This is a genomic window from Variovorax brevis, assembly GCF_030317105.1.
Taxonomy (GTDB): domain Bacteria; phylum Pseudomonadota; class Gammaproteobacteria; order Burkholderiales; family Burkholderiaceae_C; genus Variovorax; species Variovorax brevis.
Map to the genome: position 1 here is coordinate 748741 of NZ_JASZYG010000003.1, position 17564 is coordinate 766304.

The following is a 17564-nucleotide window of genomic DNA, read 5'->3' on the forward strand; positions in this document are numbered from 1 at the left end:
ACGACCCCGCCAGCGCGACGGTCATTTGTCGCGCTTCTCCAAAAAAGAACACGGCCGCAAGGGGCGGCCGGCCTGGGGTTGTTGCTAGCTTTTGGATAGCAATGCGAGGTGGCGCAATTCAATGGCTTCCGCAGGCATGGCCGCCCTTTTCGACCATCGGCGCATCGCGATCGACACCGGCTGCGGCAAGGCGGGCCTCGTACTGGCTCCACAGTTCGGCCTGCTTGGCGCCCAGTTCATAAAGCAGGTCCCACGAGTAGATGCCCGTGTCGTGGCCGTCGCTGAAGCGTGGCTGCACGGCATAGTTGCCCACCGGTTGAAGGTCAACGAGCTCGACGTCGCGCTTGCCGGTCTGCAGGATCTCCTGGCCCGGCCCGTGGCCCTGCACCTCGGCCGAAGGCGAATAGATGCGCATCAGCTCGAAAGGAATCCTGAAGGTCGCCCCGTCGGAGAAGCCCACTTCCAGCACGCGCGACTGGCCATGCACGGTGATCGATTGCGGCGTCGGCGCGCCAGCTTGCAAACCTGCCATCAGAAACCTCCAGCGCCCAGGCGCTCGACCATCATTTGTTCCATGGCGGCCAACTTGCCGGCCACGACCGCTTCGCGATCCGTCGCGCGTTCGCGCTGCGCCGTCGTCCACACAGGGCCCGGAAAGTGGCTGTCCCATTCAAAGCGCGCAATGACGTGCCAATGCAAATGCGGCACGACGTTTCCCAGCGTCGCGAGGTTGACCTTGGTGGGCGCCAGCGCCTCGCGCAGGCATTCCTCGATCAGGTTCACGGCGTCCATGCAAAGAATGCGATCGTCGCGCGACAGCTTCGAGAACTCGGTGACGTGGTCACGCCACACGAGGCGGTAGAACGCCGGGAAGCCAGCCTCGGCGGCACGGATCACGCGAAAGCGCGCCGCCTCGAAAATGAGCTTGCCACCCGTGTCTTCACAAAGCGGGCAGCCCGCCACACGCGCCATCGTCGTCATACCAGCACCCGTTCAATGCCACCCTGGTTGGCCGAAGCCACATATTGCGGCAGCCAGTCTTCACCCAGAATGAGGCGGGCCATCTCGACCACGATGTAGTCGGCTTCGAGCAGACCGTTGTTCAGGTCGTTGCCATAGCGGCTCAGGCCCTGCAGGCAGCTCGGGCAGCTGGTGAGGATCTTCACGTTGTCCTTTTCGCCGACCTTGCCGCTTTCGCGCAGCGAGGCCTCGCCCTTGCGCAGCTCTTCTTCCTTGCGGAAACGGATCTGCGTGGAGATGTCGGGCCGCGTCACGCCGAGCGTGCCGGATTCGCCGCAGCAGCGGTCGTTCTTCTGCACGTTGCTGCCGACCAGCGCCTTGACGGTCTTCATCGGGTCCTGCAGCTTCATCGGGCTGTGGCAGGGGTCGTGGTACAGATAGCCGCCGTTGCCCGCGTCGCCCAGCGTGATGCCCTTTTCCAGCAGGTACTCGTGGATGTCGATGATGCGACAGCCCGGAAAGATCTTGTCGAACTGATAGCCCTGCAACTGGTCGTAGCAGGTGCCGCAGCTCACCACCACCGTCTTGATGTCGAGGTAGTTGAGCGTGTTGGCGACGCGATGGAAGAGCACGCGGTTGTCCGTGATCATCTTCTCGGCCTTGTCGAACTGGCCGCTGCCGCGTTGCGGATAGCCGCAGCACAGGTAGCCCGGTGGCAGCACCGTCTGCACGCCGGCGTGCCACAGCATCGCCTGCGTCGCCAAGCCGACTTGCGAGAACAGGCGCTCGGAGCCGCAACCCGGGAAGTAGAAGACGGCTTCGGTCTCGGCCGTCGTCTGCTTCGGATTGCGGATGATCGGAACGTAGTTCGCGTCCTCGATGTCGAGCAGCGCTCGCGCGGTCTTCTTGGGCAGGCCGCCCGGCATCTTCTTGTTGATGAAGTGGATGACCTGTTCCTTGACCGGCGCCGGGCCGAGCGTGGCCGGCGGCGCCGAGGTCTGCTTCTTCGCGACGCGGCGCAGCAGGTCATTGGCCATGCGCTGCGCCTTGAAGCCGATGTCCACCATGCCCACGCGCATCGCCTTGATGGTCTGCGGGTTGGTGGCGTTCAGGAAGAACATCGCTGCGGCGTTGCCCGGGCGGAAGCTCTTCTGGCCCATCTTGCGCAGCAGGTTGCGCATGTTCATCGACACGTCGCCGAAGTCGATCTTGACGGGACACGGGCTCAGGCACTTGTGGCAGACCGTGCAGTGGTCGGCCACGTCCTCGAACTCTTCCCAGTGCTTGATGCTGATGCCGCGGCGCGTCTGTTCTTCATACAGGAAGGCTTCCACCAGCAGCGAGGTCGCGAGGATCTTGTTGCGAGGCGAATAGAGCAGGTTGGCACGCGGCACGTGCGTGGCGCACACCGGCTTGCACTTGCCGCAGCGCAGGCAGTCCTTGACGCTGTCGGCAATGGCGCCGATGTCGCTCTGCTGCATGATGAGCGACTCGTGGCCCATGAGGCCGAAGCTGGGGGTGTAGGCGTTGGTGAGATCGGCGTGGATCAACGCGCCCTCACCCCGGCCCTCTCCCGCACGCGGGAGAGGGAGTGGATTGCCGCCCTCCGCCGCCATCGGGAGGGGGAGCGAATCGCCCCCTCTCCCGCTCGCGGGAGAGGGTTGGGGTGAGGGGCTGCGCAGCAGCTTCCCCTTGTTGAACCGCCCCTCAGGATCCACCCGCCCCTTGTAATCCATGAACGGCTGCAATTCCTCGTCCGTCAGGAACTCCAGCTTCGTGATCCCGATGCCATGCTCCCCGGAGATCACCCCATCCAGACTGCGTGCCAGCACCATGATCCGCGCCACGGCCGCATGCGCCGTCTGCAGCATCTCGTAGTTGTCGCTGTTGACCGGAATATTGGTGTGCACATTGCCGTCGCCCGCGTGCATGTGCAGCGCCACCCACACGCGCCCCTTGAGCACCTGCTGGTGAATCGCATTGCACTCCGCCAGGATGGGCGTGAACTCCGCACCGGTGAAGATCTGCTGCAGCGGCGCACGAATCTGCGTCTTCCAGCTCGCGCGCAGCGAATGGTCTTGCAGTTGCGGGAACAGCGCGTCGATGTCGCGCAGCCAGCCGGCCCACAGGGCGCGCACTTCCTGCACCAGCGCAATGGCTTGCCCCACGCGGTCTTCCAGCAACTCCGCCGAAGGAATGTCGTTGGCGTCGTCCGTCTTGCCCAGCGGCAAATTGCCGCGCGCAAAGAACTCCTCCAGCGCATCGCACAGCGCCAGCTTGTTCTGCAGGCTCAGTTCAATGTTGATGCGCTCGATGCCGTCGGTGTACTCGGCCATTCGCGGCAGCGGAATCACCACGTCTTCGTTGATCTTGAAGGCGTTGGTGTGGCGGCTGATGGCCGCTGTGCGCTTGCGGTCGAGCCAGAACTTCTTGCGCGCTTCGGGGCTGATGGCAATGAAGCCCTCACCCATCCGCGAGTTGGCGATGCGCACCACTTCCGAAGTGGCACGCGCCACGTCGTCGGCGTTGTCGCCGGCGATGTCGCCGAACAGCACCATCTTGGGCAAGCCGCCGTGCTTCTTTGACTTGGTCGCGTAGCCCACCGCCTTCAGGTAGCGGTCGTCCAGATGCTCCAGACCGGCCAGCAACACGCCCGAGCGCTTCTGCTCGGCGAACATGAAGTCCTTGATCTCGACGATGCTCGGCACCGCGTCCTTGGCGTTGCCGAAAAATTCGAGACATACCGTGCGCGTATGCGCCGGCATGCGGTGCACGACCCAGCGGCAGCTGGTGATGAGGCCGTCGCAGCCCTCCTTCTGGATACCCGGCAGGCCCGAGAGGAACTTGTCGGTCACGTCCTTGCCCAAGCCCTCCTTGCGGAAGGTCTTGCCAGCAATCTCGAGGCGCTCGGTGCGCAGCTTCGTCTTGCCGTCGGCCGCGAAGTACTGCAGGTCGAACACCGCGCTTTCGGCGTCGTGGATCTTGCCGAGGTTGTGGCCGACACGTGTGACCTCGAGCCACTCCGCCTGAGGCGTGACCATGCGCCAAGAGGCAAGGTTGTCCAGCGCCGTGCCCCAGAGCACCGCCTTCTTGCCGCCTGCGTTCATGGCGACGTTCCCGCCAACGCAAGAAGCTTCGGCCGAAGTCGGATCGACCGCGAAAACGAACCCAGCCCGCTCCGCCGCATCCGCCACGCGCTGCGTCACCACGCCCGCTTCCGTCCAGATCGTCGGCACTTGGGCTTCGAGGCCCGGCAGCGAGCGCATCTCGACCTCGGTCATCGCTTCGAGCTTTTCGGTGTTGATGACCGCGCTGTTCCACGTCAGCGGGATCGCGCCGCCCGTGTAGCCGGTGCCGCCGCCCCGCGGAATGATGGTCAGGCCCAGTTCGATGCAGCTTTTGACCAGTTCGGCCATCTCGGCCTCGGTGTCGGGCGTGAGCACGACGAAGGGATATTCGACGCGCCAGTCGGTGGCATCCGTCACGTGCGACACGCGCGAAAGCCCGTCGAACTTGATGTTGTCCTTGGCCGTGACGCGCCGCAGCGCCCGGGTCGCCTTGCGCCGCAATGCGGCCACGTCGCGGAACATGACGTCGAAGGAGCCGATGGCCTGCGAGACCAGCCCAACCAGTTCGCCCACCAGGCCGTCGCGCTGCGCGTCGGCATCGGGCGTGCGGCGTTTCTGGACTTCCTTCAGGCGGTGTTCCAGCGCCTCGACCAACTGGATACGCCGGCGCGGGTTGTCCAGCAGGTCGTCCACCAGGTAGGGATTGCGCTGCACGACCCAGATGTCGCCAAGCACTTCGTAAAGCATGCGGGCCGAGCGGCCGGTGCGGCGCTCGCTGCGGAGCACTTGCAGCAGTTCCCAGCCGCGTGCGCCCAGCAGGCGGATCACGATCTCGCGGTCGGAGAAGCTGGTGTAGTTGTACGGGATCTCGCGAAGTCGCGCGGGCTCTGCGGCCTGCGACAACAACGCCGTCAACGCGGTCGGAGCATTCATCGGGGATGGGCCTTGGCTGGGCACTGCGCGCCCACTTACCAGGGACTCGAATTTTAGGCCAGCGGTCAAGACCCCGCTGAAAAGGTCAAAAGAGCACCCGGCTCCTGATGGTGCCGGGGACTTTGGCGAGTTTTTCCAGCGCCAGGTCGGAGGACTCGGCGTCGATGTCGGTCACGACGTAGCCCACCTTCTCGTTCGTCTGGAGGTACTGCGACGAGATGTTGATGTTGTTCTCGGCAAAAACGCGGTTGATGTCCGACATCACGCCCGGCACGTTGCGGTGGATGTGCAGCAGCCGGTGCTTGCCCGGGTGTGCCGGCAAAGCGACTTCGGGGAAGTTGACCGACGAGGTCGAGGTGCCGTTGTCGCTGTACTTGACGAGCTTTTCGGCCACTTCGAGGCCGATGTTGGCCTGCGCCTCCATCGTCGAGCCGCCGATGTGCGGCGTGAGGATCACGTTGTCGAGCCCGCGCAGGGGCGACTGGAATTCGTCCTTGTTGCTGCGCGGCTCGACCGGGAACACGTCGATGGCGGCGCCCAGCAGCTTCTTGTTCCTGAGCGATTCGGCCAGCGCCTCGATCTCGACCACCGTGCCGCGCGACGCGTTGATGAGGATCGCGCCGGGCTTCATCGCGGCCAGTTCGCCCGCGCCGATCATCCACTGCGTGGCCTGCGTTTCCGGCACATGCAGGGTCACGATGTCGCTCTGGCCCAGCATGTCGTTCAGATCGCGCACCTGGCGGGCGTTGCCCAGCGGCAGCTTGGTCACCACGTCGAAAAAGACGACGTTCATGCCCAGTGCCTCGGCCAGCACCGACAACTGCGCACCGATGGAGCCGTAGCCCACGATGCCCAGGGTCTTGCCGCGAATCTCGAAGGCGTTGTCAGCCGACTTGAGCCAGCCGCCGCGATGCGCCACGGCGCTCTTTTCCGGCACGCCACGCAGCAGCAGGATGGCCTCGGCGAGCACCAGTTCGGCCACGGATCGCGTATTGGAAAACGGCGCATTGAACACCGCCACGCCGTGCTCGCGCGCCGCGTCCAGGTCGACCTGGTTGGTGCCGATGCAAAAGCACCCTACCGCCACCAGCTTGCCCGCAGCAGCAAACACGTCGGCCGTGAGTTGGGTGCGCGAACGGATACCCAGGAAATGCGCGTCGGCGATGCGCGCCTTGAGTTCTTCCTCCGGCAGCGCGCCCGCGAGCGTCTCGATTTGCGTGTACCCGGCCTCGCGCAGCACCTCGATGGCCGAGGGGTGGATGCCTTCCAGCAAAAGGAACTTGATCTTGCTTTTGTCGAGGGAAGTCTTGCTCATGGAGACCCGTCGCGTGTCCGCGGAAAAGGAGGGCGATGCTAGCATGGTGCGGCGCAACATGCCCGCGTGCTGACATGCATCAAAAAGGGTTTCCCCGCTTGGACGCGATGCACTCCCCGTGCGAAAAACGCGGCCGCGCCGGTGTCACGAACACCCACTAGCATTCGCGCTTTCAAAATCCCAGCAGGAGTATTCATGCGACTTCAAACGCTCGCCGCGAGCTTGGCCCTGACGGCCACGTTCGTTGGTACGGCCCAGGCCCAGACCGAGATCCAGTGGTGGCACTCGATGGTTGCCGTCAACAACGAATGGGTCAACGACCTGGCCAAGCAGTTCAACGAGAGCCAGAAGGAATACAAGGTCATCCCGACCTTCAAGGGCTCATACGATGAGTCGATGACCGCGTCGATTGCCGCATTCCGGTCGGGCAACGCGCCGCACATCCTGCAGGTGTTCGAAGTGGGCACCGCGACCATGATGGCCAGCAAGAGCGCCATCATCCCCGTGGGCCAGGTCATGAAAGACGCGGGCGAGAAGTTCGACCCGAACGCCTACATCTCGGCCGTGGCCGGCTACTACACCGCCCCCAATGGGCAGATGCTGAGCTTCCCGCTCAACAGCTCGACCACCGTGTTCTATTTCAACAAGGACGCCTTCAAGGCGGCGGGCCTGCCGACCGACAAGGCGCCGACGACCTGGCCCGAGGTGGTGAACGCCGCGGCCAAGCTCAAGGCCGCCGGCCACAAGTGCCCGTTCACGACCGCGTGGCAGGGCTGGACGCAGCTTGAGAGCTTCTCGGCCTGGCACAACGTCGAGTACGCGACCAAGAGCAACGGGCTGGCCGGCCTGGACGCGCGCTTGAAGATCAACTCGCCGCTGCACCTGCGCCACATCGAGAACCTGGCGAACATGGCCAAGCAGGGCCTGTTCATCTACAAGGGCCGCGGCAACGTGCCTGAAGCCTCGTTCGTGTCGGGCGAGTGCGCCATGATCAACACGTCGTCCGGCTTCTACGGCAACGTCGCCAAGAACGCCAAGTTCGCCTACGGCCTGGCACCCCTGCCCTACTACCAGGACGTGCCGGGTGCGCCGCAAAACACAGTCATCGGCGGCGCCAGCCTCTGGGTGATGTCGGGCAAGAAGCCGGCCGAATACAAGGGCGTGGCCAAGTTCTTCAGCTTCATCTCGACGCCTGAAGTGCAGTCCGCCAGCCACAAGCGCACCGGCTACCTGCCAATCACCACCGCGGCCTACCAGCTCACCGAGAAGTCCGGTTTCTACAAGGAGAACCCGGGCACCGACGTGGCTGTGACGCAAATGATCCGCAAGGTCACCGACAAGAGCCGGGGCATCCGGCTGGGCAACTACGTGCAGATCCGCGCGATCGAAGACGAGGAGCTCGAGCAGGTCTGGAACGGCAAGAAGACGCCCAAGGAAGCGCTCGACTCGATCGTGACCCGCGGCAACGAGCAGTTGGAACGGTTCCAAAAGGCGAACAAGGGTTAACTTCCCAGTAGACTCGCCCGGCCCGCCGTTCTCATAGCCGGCGGGCTTTCTTGTTTCGAGGCCCCATGGAAAAACGCGTCGTCTTTCGCTCCAGCTGGTTGCCATGGCTGCTGCTGTTGCCGCAGATGGTGGTCATCCTGACCTTCTTCTTCTGGCCAGCGGCGCAGGCGCTCCTGCAGTCGCTGCAGCAGCAAGACCCCTTCGGCACCTCGATCGAATTCGTCGGCTTCGACAACTTCAGGCAGATTTTCGGTGACCCGAGCTACGTAGAGTCCTTCAAGACGACCGCATTCTTCTCGGTGATGGTGGCCGCCATCGGCATCAGCATCTCGCTGGCGCTCGCCGTGTTCGCCGACCGGATCGTGCATGGCGGCATGTTCTACAAGACGATGCTGATCCTGCCCTACGCGGTGGCGCCATCGGTGGCCGCCGTGCTGTGGGTCTTCATGTTCTCGCCGTCGCTGGGGGTCGTGTCGTACGCCTTGGGCAAGATCGGCTTCGAGTGGAACCACCTGCTCAATTCCAACCACGCCATGACGCTGATCGTCGTGGCTGCCATCTGGAAGCAGATTTCGTACAACTTCCTGTTCTTCCTGGCGGGGCTTCAATCGATTCCGAAGTCGCTGATCGAGGCGGCTGCCATCGACGGAGCGAAGCCCTGGCGCCGCTTCTGGACGGTGCAGTTCCCGCTGCTTTCGCCGACGACCTTTTTCCTGCTGGTCATCAACGTGGTCTACGCCTTCTTCGACACCTTCGCGATCGTCGACGCGGCAACGCAGGGCGGTCCGGGCAAGGACACGGCGATCCTGGTCTACAAGGTCTACTACGACGGCTTCAAGGCCATGGACCTGGGTGGCTCGGCTGCGCAGTCGGTCGTGCTGATGGTGATCGTGGTGGCGCTCACGGTCATCCAGTTCCGTTTCGTCGAGAAGAAGGTCAATTACTGATGAGCCCCCACGTTCGGCACTTCGTGTCCTCCCTGTCCGCGCGGGAGTTCGGTCATGGTTGAAAAACGCGGAACCCACGGCATCCTGGCCCACGTGGTGATGGTGCTGGGCGTCTTCATCGTCGGCTTTCCGATCTACCTGGCGCTGGTCGCGTCCACCCACACGCCGCAGGAAATCGTGCAGGCCCCCATGCCGTTGCTGCCGGGCAGCAACATGTGGGAGAGCTACAAGGGCGCGCTCTTCGGGCGCGCGGCCAGCGCCGGCTCCAATGCGCCGGTCGCCCACATGCTGTGGGTGAGCTTCGTATCGGCCATGGTGATTTCCATTGGCAAGATCGCCATCTCGCTGCTGTCGGCCTTTGCCATCGTCTATTTCAAGTTCCCCTTCCGCAAGACCTGCTTCTGGATGATCTTCGTCACCCTGATGCTGCCGGTGGAGGTGCGCATCCTGCCGACCTACAAGGTGCTGTCGGACCTGAACATGCTCAACACCTACGCCGGGCTCACGGTTCCGCTGATCGCCTCGGCGACGGCCACCTTCCTGTTCCGGCAGTTCTTCATGACGGTGCCCGACGAGCTGACCGAGGCCTCGCGCATGGACGGCGCGAGCCCCATGCGCTTTTTCATCGACGTGCTGCTGCCGCTGTCGAAAACCTCGATCGCGGCGCTTTTCGTGATCCAGTTCATCTACGGCTGGAACCAGTACCTCTGGCCGCTGCTGGCGACCACCGGCGAAGACATGTACCCCATCGTGGTCGGCATCAAGCGCCTGATCGCCGGCGGCGATTCGCAGAACGAATGGAACGTCGTCATGGCCACCGCCATTCTGGCGATGCTGCCGCCCGCGCTGGTGGTCGTGCTGATGCAGAAATGGTTCGTCAAGGGCCTCGTGGATACCGAAAAATAATGGCTGCTCTTTCCCTTCAAAACGTCATCAAGCGCTACGGCCACGGGCCGAAGGCGAACCAGGTCATCCACGGCGTGAGCGCCGAGATCAAGGATGGCGAGTTCATCGTCATCGTCGGCCCCTCGGGCTGCGGCAAGTCCACGCTGCTGCGAATGGTGGCCGGCCTCGAGGAGATTTCCAAGGGCGAGATCTCCATCGGCGGGCGCGTGGTCAACGACCTCGAACCGTCCGAGCGCGACATCGCGATGGTGTTCCAGAACTACGCGCTCTACCCGCACATGAGCGTGTTCGACAACATGGCCTACGGACTGAAGATCGCTCAGGTGCCCAAAAACGAGATCAAGGTGCGCGTCGACAAGGCCGCGAAGATCCTCGAACTCGGCCACCTGCTCACCCGCAAGCCCCGTGAACTCTCGGGCGGCCAGCGCCAGCGCGTGGCCATGGGCCGCGCCATCGTGCGCCAGCCGCAGGTCTTCCTGTTCGACGAACCGCTGTCCAACCTGGACGCCAAGCTGCGCGCCCAGACCCGCCTCGAGATCCAGAAGCTGCACCGCGAACTGGGCATCACCTCGCTTTTCGTCACGCACGACCAGGTCGAGGCGATGACGCTCGCGCAACGCATCATCGTGATGAACGCCGGCGTGATGGACCAGTTCGGCACGCCCGAGGACGTCTATTCGCGTCCGGCAACCACTTTCGTCGCCAGCTTCATCGGTTCGCCGCCGATGAACCTGCTGCGCAACGCGCCCGGCGTGCGGCCCGGCACGATCCTGGGCATTCGCCCCGAACACCTGACCTTCGACGACGAAGGCTGGATGGTGTACGTGGAGCAGGTCGAGATGCTGGGTGCCGAGCGGCTCATCTACGGCCGCGTCAGCGGCGAAGAACTGGTGATGCGCACCGACGAAGGCGTCGCGCCTCCTGCCATCGGCTCGACCATTCGCATCGCGGCGCGTCCTGACAAGCTGCATTGGTTCGACGCCGGTTCGGGCAAGCGCCTGGCCCAGGCATGACGGTCGCACTTCCGCCCTGGCCCTACCCGCGCTGGATCGCGCATCGCGGGGCCGGAAAGCTCGCACCCGAGAACACGCTGGCCGCCTTCCGGCTCGGGGCCACGCACGGCTATCGCATGTTCGAATGCGATGCCAAGCTGAGCGCGGACGGCGTCCCCTTCCTCATGCACGATGCGACGCTCAATCGCACCACCAGCGGACAAGGCATTGGGGGCGAGCGCCCGTGGCACGAACTGGCGCAGCTCGATGCAGGCGGCTGGCATTCGCGCGCCTACGCAGGCGAGCCTCTGTGCACACTCGAAAACTTGGCGCGCTTTTGCCTGGCCAACGGCCACTTCCTCAACATCGAGATCAAGCCGACGCCGGGTGCGGAGCGCGAGACCGGCGAAGTGGTTGCCCGCGAAGCCGCCCGCCTCTGGGCTGCCCAGGCCGTGCCGCCCTTGCTCACGTCCTTTCAGCCCGACGCCCTTCGCGGCGCGATGGCGACCGCGCCACAGCTTCCGCGCGGCCTGCTGCTCGACACCCTGTGGGACGGCTGGTTCGACATGGCGCAGTCACTCGCATGCGCCGCCATCGTCTGCAACTACAGCCTGTGGAACGACGCATTGGTCGCCCGCGTCCACGAGGCCGGCTGGCGCGCCCTGAGCTACACCGTGAACGACGACTGGGCCGCGCAATGGCTGCTCGCGCTGGGCACGGACGGCGTCATCACCGACCGCGTTGACCTTTTCAGTCCTGCGGGCTGATTTGCCGCGCCGCCGGCGCGGCCTCCTATGATGGCGCGGATGACCTGTATCACCCGTTGGGCCCTGGCACTGCTGACGGCGCTCCTGTGCAGCGTCTCGCCGGCGGCACAGGACGCTGCAGTCCCGCCCATCCAGCCAGAAGTCACGCTGCAGAGCCTGCGCGAGCAACTCGAGCAGGTGCCCACCGTCATCGACAACGACGATCAGGTGCGCAAGCTCACGTCGATCACCAACGAAATCGTCGCCCAGACCGAGCGCTTCGCGGCGTCCCGCACGACCCAGTTGAATGACCTGAATGCGCGGCTGGGCGAACTGGGGCCTGCGCCTGCGGCGGGCACCGCCGAGGCGCCGGACGTCACCCGTCAGCGCGCCAATTTGACCCGAGAGCGCAATTCCCTTGATGCCGATATCCGCCTCGCACGGCTGTTGGCCGTCGATGCCCAGCAGCGTCGCAGCGAAGTCCTGGCGAGGCGGCGCGCCGTGTTCGAAGCGCAATTGTTCGAGCGCGCCGACTCGCCGCTCACGAGCGCGTTCTGGGAAAAATCGATCAAGCAGTGGCCCACCGATCAAGCCCGCATCCGGGCGCTCAACGAGGAAATTCGCGTTGGCTGGACCACCGCCCTGAAGGGCTTCGACCGCACCAGCGCCCTGCTCGGCCTTGCGGGAGCGGTGGTGATGCTGTGCGGTGGCCTGTGGCTCGCGGAATTCGGGCTGGCGTGGCTGGCGGCGCGCTTCTTTCCGGTGGGGCGGCTGCGACGCTCCCTGCTCGCCCTGCTCACCGTCCTGGGCTACGTACTCATCACGGGCCTTGCCCTGTCCATCGCCTGGGAAACACTGGATTACGCGGGCACATGGGGCACACAAAGCGCGCGGATGGGCAATTCGGCCGTGCGCTTCGGGATGTTCCTGGCCTTCGTGATCGGGCTCGGGCGGGCACTCCTGTCCAATCGGCGTCCGTCCTGGCGGCTGCCCCCGATTTCCAATGCGATGGCTTCGCGCCTGGCGCCGGTGCCCTGGCTTTTTGCTTTCGTGGTGGGCGTGGCCTGGCTCCCGACCCAGGTCAACGACGTCATCGACAACGCCCTGAGCACCGTCCTGACCAACCTGATCCCCACCGCAGTGATGGCGGTCGCCGCAATTCTCGGTTTGACGCTGCTGCGACGACCACGGCCCGCGGCGGCGCCCGCAGGCAAGGACGCAGACGCCGACGCGGCGGCCGAGGCGCCGGACGCCGCCGAGCGGCCTGGATGGGTCGGCCTGCTCATCGGCCTGGTGATCACGCTGCTCGTGGCCCTGGCCATGATGGTGATGGCCGGTTACCTCGCCTTCAGCCGGGTCGTGGCGGGGCAGGCGGTGTGGGCCGGCATTGTGATCGCCTCGGCGTACCTGCTGTTCAAGTTCGCGGACGACCTCTGGATGGCCTTGCTGAGTTCACGCAGCAACATGGGGCAGCGGCTGCAAAAGGGCCTGGGCGTCACGCCGCAGACGCTGGACCAGGCGGCGGTCGTGCTGTCCGCGATCAGCCGGGTCTGCGTGTTTTTCTACATGGTGATTGCCTTCGTTGCGCCCCTGGGCAGCACGCCGGGCGATCTTCTCCAGCGCAGCGGCAGGCTGGGAACAGGCCTCCAGGTGGGCGAGTTCCAGGTCGTGCCGGCGGCGATCTTCAGCGCGCTGGGGGTGCTCATCGTCGGCTTCCTGGTGCTGCGGCTTTTCAAGCGCTGGCTGGAAAACAGCTACCTGCCCAACACCAAGCTCGAAACCGGGATGCGCAGCTCGCTCACCACGCTGCTGGGCTACGTGGGCGGCATCCTGGTGATTGCCTTTGCGCTTTCGGCGCTGGGCATCGGCATCAACCGCATCGCCTGGGTGGCGAGCGCGCTGTCGGTGGGCATCGGCTTCGGCCTGCAGGCCATCGTGCAGAACTTCATCTCGGGCCTCATCCTGCTGGCGGAGCGGCCAGTGAAGGTGGGTGACTGGGTGGTGCTGGGCACGTCAGAAGGCGATGTGCGGCGCATCAACGTGCGGGCCACCGAAATCCAGCTGGGCGACCGGTCGACGCTGATCGTTCCCAACTCGGAATTCATCACCAAGACGGTTCGCAACATGACGCTGGCCAACGCCGAAGGCCGCGTGCTCATTCGTCTGCCGATGCCGCTCACGACCGATGCGCAAAAGGTGCGCGACGTCATGCTCGAGGCCTGCCGCGAACACGAGACCATCCTGCCGACACCCGAAGCGGGCGTGACGCTGGACGGCATCGAGAACGGCCTGCTCATCTTCCAGGCGATCGCCTATGTGCCAAATCCGCGCCTCGCCGGAGGCGTCCGCAGCGATCTGCTGTTCACGATCCTCGGGCGGCTGCAGGAGGCCAACGTGCCGATGGCCGTTTACGCGACGCCCACGACGCCGGCAGCTCCCGGCCAGTTGGCGCCGCCGCTGGCGCCGCCGGCCCCTGCGCCAGGGCCATTCAACGCCTGAGCCCTCCACCCGCCAGCCACTGGACGGTGCCGCAGACCCCCACCAGCGCCGCGTAGGTGAGCATCTTTCCATCGCGCCCGAACCACACCAGGCCGCCCACGAGAACGGCCCCGCCGGCGATGAAGGTGATGGCGCATTGCGCCCACATGGCAAGCCCGCCGGATTTCCCCATGAGCATCCGGCCGCCAAGAACCAGCACCACGGCAAGGAAAAAGGCCGGCGCGACGAAGTTGGCCAGGTGGTTGATGAGGTCGAACAGGGGCATTTGAGAAGGCGGACGACCCCTCGGCTAATCAGCTTTGGGGGCCATTGACGGACGGGGGCGCCACGGGCGGGCGGCAAATTTTATAATCCGGGGATGGCAGTCTGGGCTTTGGGCTTGAATCACACGACCGCGCCGCTCGATCTGCGCGGTCGTTTTGCGTTCGCCCTCGACCAGATCGCCCCGACGCTGCACAGCCTGCGCAGCTCTTTTGGCTCGAATCGACACCCCGATGTCGAGGCGGCCATCATCTCGACCTGCAACCGCACCGAGATCTATTGCGCCGCCGACCAGGTGGCGCTGGAGCACACGGTGGGCTGGCTGGCCGAAAGCGGCGGCGTTGCCCCCGCCCTGCTGCGCTCGCATGCCTACACCCTCTCTGACGACCAGGCCGCCCGGCACGCTTTCCGCGTGGCCAGCGGCCTCGATTCCATGGTGCTGGGCGAGGCGCAGATCCTCGGCCAGATGAAGGACGCCGTGCGTGCCGCCGAAACGGCCGGCGCACTGGGCAGCACGCTCAACCAGCTTTTCCAGCGCTCCTTTGCCGTCGCCAAGGAAGTGCGCACCGCCACCGAGATCGGCGCGCATTCGATCAGCATGGCCGCCGCGTCGGTCCGGCTGGCGTCCCAGCTGTTTGAAGATCTCAAGCAGACGCGCGTTCTCTTCGTCGGCGCAGGCGAAATGATCGACCTCGCCGCGACGCACTTCGCGGCCAAGCAGCCCAAATCCATCGTCATCGCCAATCGCACCCTGGAGCGCGGCGAGAAGCTGTCTTCGCGCTTTGGCGGCGAGGCGATGCGGCTGGCCGACCTGCCTGCTCGCCTGGCGGAGTTCGACATCGTCATCAGCTGCACCGCCAGCACGCTGCCGCTGATTGGCCTGGGTGCCGTGGAACGCGCGCTCAAGCAACGCAAGCACCGCCCGATGTTCATGGTCGACCTGGCCGTGCCGCGCGACATCGAGCCCGAAGTCAAGGCGCTGTCGGACGTGTACCTCTACACGGTGGACGATCTGGCGCAAGTTGTTCAACAGGGCCACGCCAGCCGGCAGGCGGCGGTGGCGCAGGCCGAAGTCATCATCGACGCGGGCGTGCAAAGCTTCATGCACTGGCTGAACCAGCGCCGCACCGTGCCTCTCATCCAGCAACTCAACGCCCAGACGGACGAGTGGCGCGCCACGGAGCTGGCCCGCGCGAAAAAGCTGCTGGCCAAGGGCGAGGACATCGACGCGGTGCTGGACGCCCTGTCGCGCGGCCTCACGCAAAAAATGCTGCACGGCGCGCTGGCCGAGCTGCATGCCGGCGACGCGGCTGCCCGCGAACACATGGCGCAGACCATTTCGCGCCTGTTCCTGCGCAAAGAGCGTTAGCGACGCTCCCCGCGGCCGGGTCCCGGCGCGGATCCGAAGGCTTTGCGCCTGGCGCAAGGCGCGTTCCCTCTCCCTGAATTCTTCTGCCGCCTGCTTGCGGCGCACAGCACGTGAAAACCTTCCTTCGCCAACAACTCGAACGCTACGTTCAACGCCTCGAAGAGCTGGATTTCCTGCTCTCGCGCGAGGACATCATGGCGGACATGTCGCAATACCGCGTGCTCTCGAAGGAACACGCCACGGTCACGCAGGTCGCCGGCCGCTACCAGCGCTTCAGGCAAGCGGAAGCCGACCTGGCCGGCGCGCGGGAAATGCTCGACGACCCGGACATGGCCGAGATGGCACGCGAGGAAATTGCGTCGACCGAACCCGAACTGACCAAGCTGGAGGACGAGCTTCAGCGCCTGCTCCTGCCCCGGGACCCGGACGATGCGCGCAACGCATTCCTCGAAATCCGGGCGGGCACGGGCGGCGACGAATCCGCGCTCTTCGCCGGTGACCTGTTTCGCATGTACACCCGCTACGCGGAACGCGCGGGCTGGCGCATCGAGATCGTGAGCGAGAGCGAGAGCGAATTGGGCGGCTACAAGGAAGTGGTGCTGCGCGTGGTCGGCGACGACGTCTTCGGCGCACTGCGCTTCGAATCCGGCGGGCACCGCGTGCAACGCGTGCCGGCGACCGAGACGCAGGGGCGCATCCACACCAGCGCCTGCACGGTCGCCGTGCTGGCCGAGCCGGACGAGGCGCAAGCGGTGCAGATCAACCCGGCAGACCTGCGCATCGACACCTACCGCGCCAGCGGCGCCGGCGGGCAGCACATCAACAAGACCGACTCGGCGGTGCGGATCACGCACATTCCGACCGGCATCGTGGCCGAGTGCCAGGACGACCGCTCGCAGCACCGCAACAAGGCCAAGGCGCTGCAGGTGCTGTCGGCGCGCATCCAGGAAAAGGACCGCTCGGAGCGCGCCGCCAAGGACGCCGCGATGCGCAAGGGCCTCATCGGCAGCGGCGACCGCTCCGACCGCATCCGCACCTACAACTTCCCGCAGGGCCGCCTGACCGACCACCGGATCAACCTCACGCTTTACAAGCTTCAGTTCATCATGGACGGTGACCTGGGCGAAGTGCTCGGCGCCCTGAAGGCGGCGCACGAGGCAGAACAGCTGGCCGAACTGGAAGCGACCGCGTGACCCAAGCCACTTCGCGCACCATCGTGCAGGCCCTGGCCGACGCGTCAGCGCTCGGCATGGACCGGCTCGATGCGCAACTGCTGCTCCTGCACGCGCTGGGACGGTCCGGTGACGAGCGGGGGTGGCTGCTCGCGCACGACACGGATGCAGTTGCGCCCGAAGTGGCAGATGCGTTTTCGCGCGCCTGCGTAAGGCGCGTGGCCGGCGAACCGGTGGCCTACCTGCTCGGCGAGAAGGAATTTCACGGCCTGATGCTGAAGGTCGATTCCCGCGTGCTGGTGCCCCGCCCCGACACGGAGACGCTGGTCGACTGGGCGATCGAGTGCCTGACGGGCCACAGGGAAGCGCGGGTCATGGACCTGGGCACCGGCAGCGGCGCCATCGCCCTGGCCTTGCAGGCGTCGCGGCCGGACCTGCAGATCCACGCCGTCGACGCCAGCGCCGACGCGCTCGACGTCGCACGCGCCAACGGAGAGCGCCTCAGCCTACCCGTGCGCTTCGCGGTGGGCAACTGGCTGGAAGGCGCAGGCACGCAGTACACGCTCATCGTCTCCAATCCGCCCTACATCGCCGAGCGCGATCCGCACCTGCCGGCGCTGGCGCATGAGCCGCTTTCCGCCCTCGCCTCCGGCCCGGACGGGCTGGACGACATCCGCACCATCATCGACAGCGCGCCGGCCCACCTCGCGGACGGCGGCTGGCTGCTGCTCGAACATGGCTACGACCAGAGCAGTGCCGTGAAAACCCTGCTCAGCAAGGCCGGCTTCGATGAAGTACAAAGTCGCACCGACCTTGCCGGCATCGAGCGCTGCTCCGGCGGCAAATGGCACGCAGTGAAATAATTGACGCAATATTTTTGAGGAGCCCCC

14 protein-coding genes are annotated in these 17564 nt (G+C 65.4%); 9 read left to right on the forward strand and 5 right to left on the reverse strand.

Annotated elements, in window-relative coordinates; all coding sequences use genetic code 11:
• Positions 1-118: 118 nt before the first annotated feature.
• The 4 genes from QTI66_RS12355 to serA all read right to left on the reverse strand — a co-directional run bounded on the left by QTI66_RS12355 (position 119) and on the right by serA (position 6276).
• Entirely contained in the window at positions 119-532 is a 414-nt protein-coding gene (locus QTI66_RS12355) for a gamma-butyrobetaine hydroxylase family protein (RefSeq protein WP_286559828.1), read from the reverse strand.
• The gene (locus QTI66_RS12360) at positions 532-972 is read right to left on the reverse strand and encodes an HIT family protein (protein ID WP_286559991.1); all 441 of its coding nucleotides are present in this window, start codon (positions 970-972) and stop codon (positions 532-534) included. Before QTI66_RS12360 ends, QTI66_RS12355 begins: the two co-directional genes overlap by 1 nt.
• 5 nt (positions 973-977) lie before the next feature.
• Positions 978-4961, reverse strand: coding sequence for a DUF3683 domain-containing protein (locus QTI66_RS12365; RefSeq protein WP_286559831.1), 3984 nt, complete (start codon positions 4959-4961; stop codon positions 978-980).
• A gap of 85 nt (positions 4962-5046) precedes the next feature.
• Positions 5047-6276, reverse strand: a complete 1230-nt coding sequence (gene serA / locus QTI66_RS12370) for a phosphoglycerate dehydrogenase (protein ID WP_286559832.1) — start codon at positions 6274-6276, stop codon at positions 5047-5049.
• 195 nt (positions 6277-6471) lie between these two features.
• Between serA and ugpB the strand changes: the two genes are divergently transcribed.
• From ugpB to QTI66_RS12400, 6 genes are all read left to right on the forward strand, one after another.
• Positions 6472-7782: a sn-glycerol-3-phosphate ABC transporter substrate-binding protein UgpB gene (ugpB, locus tag QTI66_RS12375; RefSeq protein WP_286559834.1), complete on the forward strand. Its 1311-nt coding sequence runs from the start codon at positions 6472-6474 to the stop codon at positions 7780-7782.
• 65 nt (positions 7783-7847) lie between these two features.
• Positions 7848-8729, forward strand: coding sequence for a sn-glycerol-3-phosphate ABC transporter permease UgpA (gene ugpA, locus QTI66_RS12380; RefSeq protein WP_286559835.1), 882 nt, complete (start codon positions 7848-7850; stop codon positions 8727-8729).
• Positions 8730-8783: 54 nt separating this feature from the next.
• Complete coding sequence (ugpE, locus tag QTI66_RS12385) at positions 8784-9635, forward strand: sn-glycerol-3-phosphate ABC transporter permease UgpE (RefSeq protein ID WP_286559836.1); 852 nt, start codon at positions 8784-8786, stop codon at positions 9633-9635.
• A complete protein-coding gene (ugpC, locus tag QTI66_RS12390) occupies positions 9635-10648 on the forward strand; it encodes a sn-glycerol-3-phosphate ABC transporter ATP-binding protein UgpC (protein ID WP_286559837.1) in 1014 nt (337 codons plus the stop codon). The genes ugpE and ugpC overlap by 1 nt, the downstream gene beginning before the upstream one ends.
• Positions 10645-11394 (forward strand): glycerophosphodiester phosphodiesterase, encoded by a 750-nt coding sequence (gene ugpQ, locus QTI66_RS12395; RefSeq protein WP_286559838.1) that lies wholly within the window; start codon positions 10645-10647, stop codon positions 11392-11394. Before ugpC ends, ugpQ begins: the two co-directional genes overlap by 4 nt.
• Positions 11395-11433: 39 nt before the next feature.
• Positions 11434-13872, forward strand: coding sequence for a DUF3772 domain-containing protein (locus tag QTI66_RS12400; protein WP_286559839.1), 2439 nt, complete (start codon positions 11434-11436; stop codon positions 13870-13872).
• Here the strand turns inward: QTI66_RS12400 and QTI66_RS12405 are convergent.
• On the reverse strand, positions 13862-14137 hold the full coding sequence (locus QTI66_RS12405; RefSeq protein WP_286559841.1) for a hypothetical protein: 276 nt from the start codon (positions 14135-14137) through the stop codon (positions 13862-13864). The genes QTI66_RS12400 and QTI66_RS12405 overlap by 11 nt on opposite strands.
• A 93-nt stretch (positions 14138-14230) precedes the next feature.
• On the opposite strand from QTI66_RS12405, the gene hemA reads away from it, so the two are divergent.
• The 3 genes from hemA (at position 14231) to prmC (ending at position 17537) form a co-directional block, all read left to right on the forward strand.
• Positions 14231-15502, forward strand: a complete 1272-nt coding sequence (hemA, locus tag QTI66_RS12410; RefSeq protein WP_286559843.1) for a glutamyl-tRNA reductase — start codon at positions 14231-14233, stop codon at positions 15500-15502.
• Between the two features lie 110 nt (positions 15503-15612).
• Positions 15613-16695 (forward strand): peptide chain release factor 1, encoded by a 1083-nt coding sequence (gene prfA / locus QTI66_RS12415; protein WP_286559844.1) that lies wholly within the window; start codon positions 15613-15615, stop codon positions 16693-16695.
• Positions 16692-17537, forward strand: coding sequence for a peptide chain release factor N(5)-glutamine methyltransferase (prmC, locus tag QTI66_RS12420; RefSeq protein ID WP_286559846.1), 846 nt, complete (start codon positions 16692-16694; stop codon positions 17535-17537). The genes prfA and prmC overlap by 4 nt, the downstream gene beginning before the upstream one ends.
• Positions 17538-17564 lie beyond the last annotated feature (27 nt).